We start from the raw sequence: 12,197 nt of genomic DNA on the forward strand, positions 1-12,197 counted from the left end.
ATGGAGGGGCATAAGGATGGCAAAGGAATCTTCGAGTACCGCTTCTTCTGCGAATAAGGCGGACGAAAATCTGATAGGTAATGCAGAGGGAAACGGGCTGAACTTCATGGCGGCCCAGGCCCGCGAGGGCGGGATCTCCGGTGACGCCGTAGGTGTCGACAAGATACGCGATCTGCTGTTCGGCAACCAGATGCAGGACTATGACCGCCGTTTTTCCAAGCTTGAAGACCGGTTCTTGCAGCGCTTCAAGGATGTCGAATCCGAGGCCAAGCGCAATCTTGAAACGTACGAGTCAAATGCAAAGAAGCAGGTCGAATCGCTCGCGGCGCAATTGCGGAGCGAAAAAGATGCACGAGCCGAGGCCGACAAGGAGATTGACCGGAATCTTCGCGAGCAAAATCAGGCACTTGAAAAGCAGGTGCGCGCGTTGTCGGATCAATTGAGCGAGCTTGAGCGCGACGTTGCGGACCGGATAAATCGAAGCGATCATTTGCTGCGTGAGGAAATCAAGCAAAAGAATGAAAGCATTCAGATGCTAATGGAGAAAATGTTTTCCGATCTCAGCAACGTCAAGACCGACAGAAATCTTTTGGCTGGCCTGTTTGTCGAGGTTGCAAAATGCATAAATCAGGATTCCGGCGGTAGCAAGAGCAAACTCGGAACGTAGCTGGAAAGTGAGTTGATCGGAACTTGACGTCGACCGTCGACCCAATCAGGCTTCCTCAAAGAGCCGCCTCGAACGATACCGAAATCGATCGCGCGGCTCTGGCTATTCTTTTGGTCGAAATTGCCCGGAACATTGATCCGGACCATCATGCGAGTTTCGACGGAATTCCAACCGCCGATCGTCGCATGGAAACGCTGCGCCAGTTGCTGGTCGGCCGCGAAATTTCGGAGCTTTCACGAGTTACCCATCTGCTGGGCGAACCGGAGCAGCTTGCGGAAGCAGTGGGCGGCATTCTTCCCAGTGCAGCCGCACGGGCGCCTCGTGCGCAGCTCGGCGAGGCCCTTGCGCCAGCCGTCGAGAGGGCTGTGCAACGGTCGATCCAGAAGAGCCCGGGCACGCTGACGGATATATTATACCCGGTGTTTCTGCCGGCAATTCGCAAGTCGATCGGGGAAAAGATCGACCAGACCTTTCAGTCGCTGAATGAAACTTTAAGACATATATTTACCTGGCATGGGCTCAAGTGGAGATTTGAATCTTGGAGAACTGGTGCCAGCTTCTCGGAAGTTGTTCTGAAGCATTCTCTTGTCTATCGTGTAGAACATGTCTTTCTCATTAACCGAAATTCCGGGCTTTTGATCGCGCATGTAACTGCCGATAATGCAACGAGCGAGGATCCTCAACTCATTTCTTCGATGCTCAGTGCAATTCAAGACTTTGTTAAAGACTCATTTAACGAGAAAGAACAGAGCGGCCTGGACACTATCCGCTTTGGGGAGCTTCGTCTCTGGTCAGAAGTTGGACCGTTTGCGACCTTGGTTGCGGTGATCCGGGGAAATCCGCCAGAGGAATTACATGAAATAGTTCGCGATGTGTTGCTTCGCATCCATGATGAATACTCACAGGCTTTAGAGCAGTTTGACGGCGACGGTTCTCAGTTAGCCGGCATAGAGACGCAGTTGCAGACCTGCGTTGAACTGAAGCAGGAGGACTCAAACCAGGGATTTCCGTGGCTGGTGGTGGCTGCAGTCCTGCTGGTTTTGATTCCGGCAGGCGGTTGGTTCTTTCTTTCCTGGCAATCCGGGCAGCGCTGGCAGGCCTATGTGTCGCGACTGGGGACCCAGCCGGGCATCATCGTTGCCGAACAAAAGGTGCGCGATGGCCAATTCTATATTACCGGCCTGAGAGACCCGCTTGGCGCCGACCCGCAGTCGCTGTTGTCTGGAACGCATGTCGATCCCGCCCGCGTTCATTCGCAATGGCAATTCTATCAGAGCCTTGAGCCGGAGTTCGTGTTGAAGCGGCTGACGGCGTCGCTGGCTCCGCCGGATACAGTACGACTTTCGATCGTCAAGGATCGCATCGTTGCCGAGGGTGAGGCTCCCGACACCTGGATAGATCGGGCGCGCGCAGCGGCCCGACAGCTTTCGGCAGGCGGACCGGAATTCGACATCTCCAAGGTTCGTGATGTGAGCCCCGAAGCACGCGCGGCGGAGCACTGGCAGTATTATGTGTCGCGACTTGAGGCCCAACCGGGCATCATCGTCGCCCAACAAACGGCCAGGGGCGGCCAATTCTACATTTCCGGCCTGAGAGACCCGCTTGGCGCCGACCCGCAGTCGCTGTTGTCTGGAACGCATGTCGATCCCGCCCGCGTTCATTCGCAATGGCAATTCTATCAGAGCCTTGAGCCGGAGTTCGTGTTGAAGCGGCTAACGGCGTCGCTGGCTCCGCCGGATACAGTACGACTTTCGATCGTCAAGGATCGCATCGTTGCCGAGGGTGAGGCTCCCGACACCTGGATAGATCGGGCGCGCGCAGCGGCCCGACAGCTTTCGGCAGGCGGACCGGAATTCGACATCTCCAAGGTTCGTGATGTGAGCCCCGAAGCACGCGCGGCGGAGCACTGGCAGTATTATGTGTCGCGACTTGAGGCCCAGCCGGGCATCATCGTTGCCGAACAAAAGGTGCGCGATGGCCAATTCTACATTTCCGGCCTGAGAGACCCGCTTGGCGCCGACCCGCAGTCGCTGTTGTCTGGAACGCATGTCGATCCCGCCCGCGTTCATTCGCAATGGCAATTCTATCAGAGCCTTGAGCCGGAGTTCGTGTTGAAGCGGCTGACGGCGTCGCTGGCTCCGCCGGATACAGTACGACTTTCGACCGTCAAGGATCGCATCGTTGCCGAGGGTGAGGCTCCCGACACCTGGATAGATCGGGCGCGCGCAGCGGCCCGACAGCTTTCGGCAGGCGGACCGGAATTCGACATCTCCAAGGTTCGTGATGTGAGCCCCGAAGCACGCGCGGCGGAGCACTGGCAGTATTATGTGTCGCGACTTGAGGCCCAGCCGGGCATCATCGTTGCCGAACAAAAGGTGCGCGATGGCCAATTCTACATTTCCGGCCTGAGAGACCCGCTTGGCGCCGACCCGCAGTCGCTGTTGTCTGGAACGCATGTCGATCCCGCCCGCGTTCATTCGCAATGGCAATTCTATCAGAGCCTTGAGCCGGAGTTCGTGTTGAAGCGGCTGACGGCGTCGCTGGCTCCGCCCAAATCTGTTCTGCTTTCGATCGTCCAGGGTCGCATTGTTGCCGAGGGTGAGGCCCCTGCCAACTGGATCAACCGGGCGCGGGCCGCCGCAGAACAACTTTCGGCGGACGGAGTGGTTCTGGATGTCTCGCAGCTGCGTGAGCTGAACCTTGCAGAATTTAATTATTTGAGAGAGGCCATCCAGGCGACCGATATTTTCTTCTATTCCGGCAAAGCTGTGCCGGGACCAGAGCAGATGCCGGTCATCGACAGGTTGGCGGATCAAATAAAGGAATTCGCCCAAAATGCCCGCAAGTCAGGCGTAACAGCGCGGTTCATGTTGACCGGCCATGCGGACGCCACGGGCCGTGAGACGCCCAACGTGTCGATCAGCGCCGCCCGCGCCGAGACAGTTCGTGCGCTTCTCAACAAGCGCGGCGTCGCTCCGGAACTGCTGCTGGTTCGGGGCGCTGGCACCTTTGAGCCGGTGGTGCCTGAAAACAGTCGAACTGGGAGCTCCACCAATCGCCGGGTTTCGATTACGGTAAACCTAGAGTAGTGCGGAGCCAGGATATTGCAAAAAAAGATCTGCATGTTGGGTGGGTTCGCTGTCGGAAAGACGAGTCTGGTCCGCAGGTTTGTGCAAAGCATCTTTTCAGATACCTACCTGACCACGGTGGGAGTGAAAATCGACAAGAAGACTGTCGCACTCCCGGACAAAACCGTGGATCTGATTTTGTGGGATTTGGCCGGCGAAGACGATATCGGCTCATTCCGCGTCAGCAATGTGCGGGGTGCGACCGGGCTCGTGCTTGTCGTCGATGGAACCCGCGCCGCTACTCTTGCCGTGGCGCTCACTCTGCGCGAGCGGGCCGAGGCCGAATTCGGCGCTATGCCGTTTGTATTGCTGTTCAACAAATCCGACCTGGCCGATCGGTGGGCAATATCGGATAGTGAGATTAACGAACTCAGGCAACTTGGATGGCAAATCTTTCTAACAAGTGCGCTTTCGGGTGAACATGTTGATGATGCGTTTCGTCAGCTTGCTTCGATGGTTACCAAATAGACCATGCATAGATTGCCAAGAGAAGTCGGAAGCTGGATTTACGATTTCTTCTACAATGAGCACTCTGTCGCATATCTGAAAATTGACGACCAGCTTTGCATAGCTGCGAAGGGCGGTAACGTTAAACATTACGGGCTCTCATCGCTTCGCATTGGCAAGCCTGTTGCCGATCAGCTTGAATTTATGGAAGGTTTGCTGCCTTGCCCGGAGCTTCCATATCATATGGCCATGGTCGAACTGCCCAGCGGGCGTGTCGCGGACCTTCATCTTTTTGCCGGCAATGCCTGCGTGTGGCTGCTCTTTCTTGACGCCACTGCCGAACGCGACAACAAGCAGCGGCTCCAACAGAAGGCTTATGAAATGACGCTCCTGCAAGAGAGGGAGCGTCAACTCAACGAGAAATTACAATCGATGAACGAGGCGTTGAGGAAGAGCCAGGAGGGATTGTCGCGTGAATACCAGCGCGCCGAATCCCTACTCCTCAACATTCTTCCGGCGTCGATCGCGGAGCGGTTAAAAGCGCACAAAAAAATTGCAGACAACCACACAGAGGTGAGTGTGCTTTTTGCCGACATCGTCGGTTTTACGGAAAGAACGCGTAGCGTCGGAGCCGTGACGACGCTCGCTATCTTAAATTACTTCTTCAAGGCGGCGGATCGGCTCTCGGAACGATACGGCTGCGAAAAGATCAAGACAATCGGCGATTGTGTGATGGTGGTCGCTGGCCTGCCCACCGCGCGATCCGATCATGCAGGAGCCCTCGCGCACTATGCACTTGAACTGCGGAAGGCGGTTAAGCGCGAACGCTTCGCAGGAGAACCGCTGAGACTCAGAATTGGAATTCACTCGGGACCAATCGTCGCTGGCGTCATAGGCAAAAGGCGGTTCGCTTATGACCTGTGGGGCGAGACCGTTAATCTCGCCTCGCGCATTCAAACGTCCGCGGAGCCCGATGAGATCCGTATTTCGGATGCAACTCGCCAACTGCTTGGACCAAAATTTGCTTGCGACCCACTCGAGGAAACGGAATTGCGTGGTACAGGTCGTGTGCGAATGTGGCGGCTCCTGGCTTGATTTGCCGCTTGGCAGTGCCGACCCTGGAACGCATTGCATCTCAAGCTAATCAAACATCATGGTTTCGAATGTCCGCAGAGGTGCGCGAAGCAGTCGACCACCGAGCGACCGCCAAAGGTCTGTCCCGGGTCAACTCAGGACATCGGATCCTGGAGATTTAAGTCCGCTATCGTTCTTCCCTGCGCCACAAGCGGACCTACTGCTCTCGGCCCAATCCCGGACAAAGGTAGCGCAATTGGGTATACCTCAATGCGCTCAGGCTCAGAACTCGAGCAAGCGGATAGCCCCATGGGCTGGGTCAGAAATACGCCGCAGCAACCGCAATGGTTGCGGTGGTCGCGAAAGCCTATTGTGGGACGGTGCAAAAATCAGGCGGCCGGAATCGACGCTAAGCGGGAGCTCGCTTGCTCCGGATCAATTCTCCGCCATGACCCGCAGCGGACTATGTCCGCGTGTCGCCAATGCCCGCTTTGCGCCTTCAAGCACGAACCCGTTTCGCGGCTGTGCCGCGCGCTCGGCGCCGCTACATCACAAACTATCTGATCGCACGAAGCTCAACGCGGCCGCCGCAGCATTGGGACGAGCGTCGGCGACGAACCGACCTGGATCGCGCCGAGCGGTTCGAAGCCATAGCGTCGGTAAAACGGAAGGTTGCGCGGGTTCGAGGATTCCAAATAGGCTGGCGCGTGATCGCGGTCGCACCGTGCGAGTGCGTACACCATCAAGGCGTCGCCGTGACCTTCGCCTTGATGCGCCGGGTCGACGCCGATCAGGGGCAGGTACCAATGTGGTTCGGTCGGGTGATATGCGGCCATCTCCTCGAATATGGCCGTGGTTTCGGGGGCAATAGAGCGCGCAACCGTGCTCTCGATCACCGCACCAAGCTCTTCCTCGTCGGAATGTACTCCGGGCGATAGCCACAGCGCCGTCCCAGCGTAGCCGTCGGTGCAAAAGGCGCTTCCGTTAGAGAATGCGCTGCTCCCGAAGGCCCGGATCATTCGCGGCATGGCCGCAAGGTACTGGTGTCCATGCGGCCAGGTCCATCGCGCCATCGGATCCGCTGCAAACGCCAGCACGACCGTTTCCACCGCCAGATCTTCCTCGGCCGCGGCCATAACTCTCGCTGTTGGTGATTTCACACTGCCCTCCTGACGTAGATGGTCCGACGAGGCGCCCGCGCCCGTTTTCAGCTACGCATCGTAACTCGGATGGCGTGGGAGCGATACCGGTTGCTGCTGGCTCAGCGGTTCCGGATTCGCTGGCCGTAGCCGACCAGTGATGTGTTTGATCTGCTTTCGGGAGCCGTGAGAAGTCATGCGAATGTCTGTTCAAGGTCGATACGGAACAACCGCTTCTCACAGATTTTTATCCCGCTTATCGGCGCAAATGGCTCCCGTTGAACGAATTCACCGAACCGCTATGCGCCATCGAGCCACCCGGCGCTGTTGCTGCAAAGCGCACATGACGCGGTGACAACGCGGGTCGCAGTTGCGCCAAAAGCCGCCATTCCGCCCCATGCGAGTGATTAGATCACGAATTCCTCCTCGTACGTCTGTGGCTCGGGAACGACCGTAACCTCCACCGGAACGATCCAATTGGCCGCGTAGCTCTCGCAGTCGGAACGCTGGAGGTCGGGCTGCACGCATCCCGCCCCATCGATCGCGCGACATCGCAGTATATATCGCCCCACTTCTTCAGGGGTCCACATGTACTCCCACAAGCGCCATGCAAAGGGACGTTCTGTTTCGAGGAGCCTTCCCTCGCGCCAGCCCCTGCCATCTCCGGTGCAGACCTGCACCTGCCGGATAGCAGCCTCTCCGCTCCAGGCGGCTCCGAAAATCCGATACGGTTGCCCGGCGATGAGACGCGCCCCCTGCACGGGACGCGCGATCTGCGCTTTGACCTCCATCTCCGCGAGGGGTACCAGCCTGGGTTCCCCGAGGCTGCGCTCCCAACGGAAATAGTCGCGCGCCTGCCAGTAGCCAAGGAACGGTTGTTCCACAACCGTGATATGCGTGATCCACTTGACCCAAGCCATGCCGAACCAGCCACCCACGACCGCGCGTAGCGGGTAGCCGTGATCGCGCGTCAACGGCTCCTCGTTCATCGAATAGGCAAGGATCGTGCTGTCAGCGATGGCCTTCTCAAGCGGTAAACTGCGCGCAAAAGCGATGGGGCCGGGAGAAGCCGTTTTCCTGTTCGTGTCGACGACGCCGCTGTCTGCGCCTACGAGCAGAACCTCACGTGCGGTTCGCTTAACGCCCGCCATTTCCAAAATCTCGCGCAGAAGAACACCTGTCCACGCAGCATTGCCGACGGCTCCGTTCTGCCACTGCAACCCCTCCTTCGGTGGCACATAGTAGATGCGGCCGTTCCCTGCGCACTCGACGACGGCGGTGAAAGTCGTGCTCCGCATCGCCTTGATGCTGTCGAGGCCAAGTTCGATCGGCCGCTCCACCGCCCCGCCAACGCGCAATCTCCAGTCTCGCGCATCGAGGTCCGGCGACGGGAAATGGTTTCGCACGAAGAACAGCTCGGTTGGGATCAGCCAATCGGAGAGCGACGCAAACGGAAACTCGATGTTCTGTGGGGATTTCTGTCGAACTATTAGACTGGGTTGCTGTGGTGTCGGCATCGTCCTCGTCTCCCCTTTTCAAGAGCACAACGTCGGCTCTCGGTCGCGCGAATTCCGGTACGATCACACCGCCCTCGCAGTGCGTCTGTCGCATTCTGTCTTCGGGCCGCATTCTAGCACATACCGCACGTTCCTCGGATCGACCTCGAACGGCAGAAAAGGGGCCGACGGCGGACTTGATCGCTTGCGCCCTCCGGCGACCGTGATGACGCCACTGCTGCTCGGTGAAAGGCCGGCATCGATTGTCGTCCTTGCTGCAGCGGTCACATTGTTCGGTATCTTGCTGATCGCCGGAGAACTCGACACCGCGAGCCGTGGTGATTTAGTCGCCCTGCTATCGGCCGCTTGTGAATGGCCGAGCTCGGCCGGCACATGCAGGCGCATGGCGACGCGGCGATGGCTGCCAGCGCACAGTTCATGCTGGCGGCGCTGCACAAAATCGACCTCGACGAACCCTGGTGGCGGATCGTTCCAATCCCCGAAGGTGCGCACCGGAACTGATCGGCGAACCGCTGAACTCATTGCTGCCCGCCGGCGCTGACCGCCGCGCGCGACGATACGTACTTCCGTCAAGAGCCGATCGATCGTTGCTGCGCTTACAGCAGCTTCGAGCAGAGTTTACCATCGAGCTGCAATCGGCCATGCCGCTCAAGGGCAGGCAACAAGACGGGGATCATCGGTCGCAGTCGTTTGGAGCACAGTCGCTCGGACGCCTCCCACAGCACGATCAGCGCCTCGCGGACATCTTCGCCATAAAGAGCGCTGTGCCTCTTGCTCGCAAGTGACTTCTTCTCACGACGGTTCAGCGCGCGGATTGCATGCTTTCGATGATAGCCCGTCACCGCTACAAACTCATCCAATATACGGCATTTATCCTCTCGACGAGCCACTTTGTATCGCTCAGTAATTGCCTCGATCAGTTCCGATCGCGTCGCCATGCTGATCCGCCCGACCATTCATCCCCCGAACCGGCACGGCACGACCTGTCCATCCCTTCGGTACACAAACACTATCGGTAACATTTTGCTTGAGGCAATGCGGGGGTCAGTTTCTCATTTCGCCCGACATTCTGAGAGCTGCCGGTCGACTACGAAAGCGATAATGCCGCCTGTGAGCCGTTCAGGCGGCTAGCGTTCCCGCAATAATCGAGTGCTTTCCATCCCATTCTCAATACTTTCAGGGCGTCAGGTGAGTTGAGCGAGGATATCGTCGACGACACTTGGGACGGTACCCGTCGTGTCGATATTGATGCCGATGGGAAGATATTCCCGGGTATGATGGTAGCGGAGCACCAGCGTCCGCTCGGCCGGCTCGAAGCCCGGCTCATTTGGCCGCCCATCCAATCGTCGGTTCAAGGTCTCAACGTCTATATCGAGCACGAAAACCTTGTCGAAAAGGTCCAGGAATTTGTGGAAATTGCGCGAGCCGCCACAGAAGAAGGTGGCAGGATGGGTGGTGTCGGCAGCAATAGCGCGGACCTTGTCGACACGCCAGATCCAGTGGGCGTATCCCCAAACAATGCGGTCCGCGCCTTCGGGTGGTCCTGGGAGTGCCTGGCCCGTCTCGGGGTCGCCGACATAGGCCAAGACCCGGTCACCATGGACGACATGGTAGCCCCGCCGCTCCAGTTCGGTAGCGACAGACGTTTTCCCAGTGCCGGAACCGCCTTCGATCAGATAGTTTTTGATTCCCATAAGCGCTGCTTATCATGGCCTTCGATCTGGTGAGAAGACACAATACCTGGGAACGCTTCGCCAACGAAATGACGGCCCCTCTCCCTGCTCACACACGTTTTCCAAGCGGCCAACCTTTGGCCGAAGAATAACTCAAATGGGCATTGCACAATACGATCCAACTGCACCGGACCGTCCCGCATGGAACGCCGGCCGGAAGGTCGGCGTCAAAAAGCCGCTGAAGCAGCGCCAGATTTGGGCGATCCGCTTCTTCCTTGACAGGGAAGGACGCATGAGAGATCGCGCGTTGTTTTTTCTCGCGATCGACAGCAAGCTTCGCGGCTGCGATCTCGCGAAATTAAAGATCGGAAGTCTTGTTCCCGGGACGGAAATCCGAAACCGGGCGATGATCGTTCAACAAAAGACCAGCCGTCCGATTCAGTTCGAGATCACGACTGACGTCAGGGCGTGTCTGCTCTCATGGCTCGAACTCCGTGGTGGAACAGTCGACGACTATGCCTTTCCCAGTCGGGTCGACCATGCCGATCATCTGAGCACCCGCCAATATGCCAAATTGGAGGATGAATGGGTGACCGCAATAGGGCTGCGACGCGAATACTACGGCACGCACTCGCTTCGGCGTACCAAAGCCGCGATGATCTACAAGGCGACAGGCAATCTCCGCGCGATCCAAATCCTGTTGGGCCAAACCAAGATCGAAAACACGGTCAGGTATCTGGGGGTGGACATTGAGGTGCGCTGGAATTAGCGGAGCATACCGAGATTTGACTAGTGCGGCCCCGCATCCAGCGGGGCAGGTCGTCTCGGCGCAAATGTCTCCATTCAGAATATTGCGATCGAGCGGCTATGCGCCCCCATGTCGGCCACAGAGGGAATCTTTGCCTTCGCCCGGAAGCCGGCATTGCGGTGACCACCTAGAGTTCATAGTCGCGCCACAACCGGCCATTCCCGCAAGTTCTGTGTGCGTCACGCCCGACTCGCCCGAACGCTCAGCCACCGATCATGGGGCTTTCCGACGCACCGACGTACCTCGCTGACGATCCAGCCGGCGCCTGTGAGTGCGGACCGCAGGGCAGACTCGCGCCAGTACGTCTCGACGTAGCGCCGGGGCGCTGCAGCACTGCCGTGTGTGGACACATCCTCGCCTTCGCCCTCTCTAACCGAGGCGTGCAATCGGCCACCGGTCCGGGTCGCCTCGGCAAGCCGCCCAAGCACCGTGCCGAAATCCTCGCGCGCGACATGAATCAGGCAGGCACAGGCCCAGATCCCGTCGTACGGCGTGCCGGGACGCTGCGGGTCGGCCAAGTCTTCGGTCAGCGGGTCCAACAGGTCGGCCTCGAAGCCACTTTCGCGAAGCAGTTCGACGAAACCCTTTGAAATGTCGGTGCGCCGGACGCTAATTCCCCGCTTCTCAAGCTCAAGTGCATCTCGCCCGCCACCGCTTCCGATCTCCAGCACCCTGCCCGAGCCGCCCAGCTCGGTCACGAACGCATCGATCTCTGTCGCGACCCATTCGGGCATCGCCGCGGCCTCGGCAGCGTACTCCGCCGCGACCGTATCATAGGACCGCACGGTATCCAGGTCGGTGCTCATCCTAGCGCTCCTCCTTCAAGACAAGAGGCCTGATGAGCGAGAGGCCCATCAGCCCGTTGCGCCCTTCACACTTCGGCAGTTGGTGACATTGCGGGCGATTTGCTTCCCAGCTTTAGCAGAAATGCGGTCAGAGACACCACCGACCGAGCCAATGCTGCCTGGCGGCACCCGAAACCCTTCACATGTCGGTCATAGAGCTGACCATGTCCGTATCCTGCAAGCGGCCATCGTTTGTTCCCGCCCTTGAAGCCACTCTGCGCAAGAAGTGGACTTCCTGATCTGACGCATATAGGGGGCGGACACTAGCGGGCGGGAATGCGGAGTGACTTCGGCCACCCTCTAGTTTACGCTTGTATGCCGTTCTGCAAACACGAAGCGCGCGACGCATGCCCCGCTTTCTCGCTGTCTACAGCATGAAGCCCGAAGACCTCGCGCGCTTTCGCAGCCTGCCCAAACCCGAACAGAACGCGGTCGACACTGTCGGATTAAAGCAGTGGGCGGATTGGGAGGAGAGGAACGCTGCATCGTTCCCGGATCGCGGCGGCATGGTCGGAAAGACGACGCGGGTGACCAAGGACGGCATCGCCGGCGCCGTGAACTCCTTCTGCGGCTACATCGTCGTTGAGGCCGAGACCATAGACGCCGCCGCCCGCCTCTTCGAGAACCACCCGCATTTCTCGATCTTTCCAGGGGACGGCGTGGACATTATGCCCCTCCTCACCGACCCGGCGCCCTAGCCCTCCGCCTGAGTCGCATACGTCACGACTCGTTCAGCTAATGCTTCACCCGTCCCAGAGACGGGGCAAGACGACCTCCGCTAACGCCGCATGTCGGCCGCAGAGGCGGATTTTGCCTCCGCCCGGAAGCAGACATCGCGGCTGACCATGCTGAAGGTCGCGCTCGCGCCATAACACGAGTTTCAGGGCCTTCCTTCAAAG

Annotated in this window: 11 protein-coding genes and 1 pseudogene; 7 read left to right on the forward strand and 5 right to left on the reverse strand. The window is 58.7% G+C overall.

Going from position 1 to position 12,197, the window contains the following annotated elements:
• The first annotated feature begins 16 nt into the window (after positions 1-16).
• The 4 genes from RGR602_RS14510 to RGR602_RS14525 are packed head-to-tail and all read left to right on the forward strand — an operon-like array spanning position 17 to position 5,337.
• Positions 17-667: a DUF3450 domain-containing protein gene (locus tag RGR602_RS14510; RefSeq protein WP_223843943.1), complete on the forward strand. Its 651-nt coding sequence runs from the start codon at positions 17-19 to the stop codon at positions 665-667.
• A 23-nt stretch (positions 668-690) separates the two neighbouring features.
• Positions 691-3,756: an OmpA family protein gene (locus RGR602_RS14515; protein WP_039845690.1), complete on the forward strand. Its 3,066-nt coding sequence runs from the start codon at positions 691-693 to the stop codon at positions 3,754-3,756.
• Between the two features lie 15 nt (positions 3,757-3,771).
• Positions 3,772-4,263: a Rab family GTPase gene (locus tag RGR602_RS14520; protein WP_223843944.1), complete on the forward strand. Its 492-nt coding sequence runs from the start codon at positions 3,772-3,774 to the stop codon at positions 4,261-4,263.
• A gap of 3 nt (positions 4,264-4,266) precedes the next feature.
• Entirely contained in the window at positions 4,267-5,337 is a 1,071-nt protein-coding gene (locus RGR602_RS14525) for an adenylate/guanylate cyclase domain-containing protein (RefSeq protein WP_039845692.1), read from the forward strand.
• 554 nt (positions 5,338-5,891) lie between these two features.
• Here RGR602_RS14525 and RGR602_RS14530 read toward each other — a convergent pair.
• Together RGR602_RS14530 and RGR602_RS14535 are read right to left on the reverse strand one after the other, a co-directional pair.
• Positions 5,892-6,476: a GNAT family N-acetyltransferase gene (locus tag RGR602_RS14530; protein ID WP_170250752.1), complete on the reverse strand. Its 585-nt coding sequence runs from the start codon at positions 6,474-6,476 to the stop codon at positions 5,892-5,894.
• A gap of 386 nt (positions 6,477-6,862) precedes the next feature.
• Entirely contained in the window at positions 6,863-7,972 is a 1,110-nt protein-coding gene (locus tag RGR602_RS14535; protein WP_039845694.1) for a sulfite oxidase, read from the reverse strand.
• Between the two features lie 351 nt (positions 7,973-8,323).
• Between RGR602_RS14535 and RGR602_RS37200 the strand changes: the two genes are divergently transcribed.
• Entirely contained in the window at positions 8,324-8,473 is a 150-nt protein-coding gene (locus RGR602_RS37200; RefSeq protein WP_166677442.1) for a hypothetical protein, read from the forward strand.
• Between the two features lie 95 nt (positions 8,474-8,568).
• Here RGR602_RS37200 and RGR602_RS14540 read toward each other — a convergent pair whose 3' ends face one another.
• On the reverse strand, positions 8,569-8,910 hold the full coding sequence (locus RGR602_RS14540) for a hypothetical protein (protein ID WP_223843945.1): 342 nt from the start codon (positions 8,908-8,910) through the stop codon (positions 8,569-8,571).
• Positions 8,911-9,156: 246 nt separating this feature from the next.
• Positions 9,157-9,666, reverse strand: coding sequence for a DEAD/DEAH box helicase family protein (locus RGR602_RS14545; protein WP_039845695.1), 510 nt, complete (start codon positions 9,664-9,666; stop codon positions 9,157-9,159).
• A 136-nt stretch (positions 9,667-9,802) separates the two neighbouring features.
• Here RGR602_RS14545 and RGR602_RS14550 point away from each other — a divergent pair.
• A pseudogene (locus tag RGR602_RS14550) lies at positions 9,803-10,434 on the forward strand (tyrosine-type recombinase/integrase).
• A gap of 198 nt (positions 10,435-10,632) precedes the next feature.
• Here RGR602_RS14550 and RGR602_RS14555 read toward each other — a convergent pair.
• Positions 10,633-11,259: a class I SAM-dependent methyltransferase gene (locus RGR602_RS14555; protein WP_039845696.1), complete on the reverse strand. Its 627-nt coding sequence runs from the start codon at positions 11,257-11,259 to the stop codon at positions 10,633-10,635.
• A gap of 386 nt (positions 11,260-11,645) precedes the next feature.
• On the opposite strand from RGR602_RS14555, the gene RGR602_RS14560 reads away from it, so the two are divergent.
• On the forward strand, positions 11,646-11,996 hold the full coding sequence (locus RGR602_RS14560; protein WP_039845697.1) for a hypothetical protein: 351 nt from the start codon (positions 11,646-11,648) through the stop codon (positions 11,994-11,996).
• Positions 11,997-12,197: the final 201 nt, after the last annotated feature.

It is taken from the genome of Rhizobium gallicum bv. gallicum R602sp, from assembly GCF_000816845.1.
Taxonomy (GTDB): domain Bacteria; phylum Pseudomonadota; class Alphaproteobacteria; order Rhizobiales; family Rhizobiaceae; genus Rhizobium; species Rhizobium gallicum.

What these genes read in the sequence shown, in the direction of transcription:
- RGR602_RS14510 (WP_223843943.1), top strand. Translation starts at nt 17, where the DNA reads ATGGCAAAGGAATCTTCGAGTACCGCTTCTTCTGCGAATAAGGCGGAC.
- RGR602_RS14540 (WP_223843945.1), bottom strand. Translation starts at nt 8,910, where the DNA reads ATGGCGACGCGATCGGAACTGATCGAGGCAATTACTGAGCGATACAAA.
- RGR602_RS14555 (WP_039845696.1), bottom strand. Translation starts at nt 11,259, where the DNA reads ATGAGCACCGACCTGGATACCGTGCGGTCCTATGATACGGTCGCGGCG.
- RGR602_RS14560 (WP_039845697.1), top strand. Translation starts at nt 11,646, where the DNA reads ATGCCCCGCTTTCTCGCTGTCTACAGCATGAAGCCCGAAGACCTCGCG.
- RGR602_RS14545 (WP_039845695.1), bottom strand. Translation starts at nt 9,666, where the DNA reads ATGGGAATCAAAAACTATCTGATCGAAGGCGGTTCCGGCACTGGGAAA.
- RGR602_RS14535 (WP_039845694.1), bottom strand. Translation starts at nt 7,972, where the DNA reads ATGCCGACACCACAGCAACCCAGTCTAATAGTTCGACAGAAATCCCCA.
- RGR602_RS37200 (WP_166677442.1), top strand. Translation starts at nt 8,324, where the DNA reads ATGGCCGAGCTCGGCCGGCACATGCAGGCGCATGGCGACGCGGCGATG.
- RGR602_RS14525 (WP_039845692.1), top strand. Translation starts at nt 4,267, where the DNA reads ATGCATAGATTGCCAAGAGAAGTCGGAAGCTGGATTTACGATTTCTTC.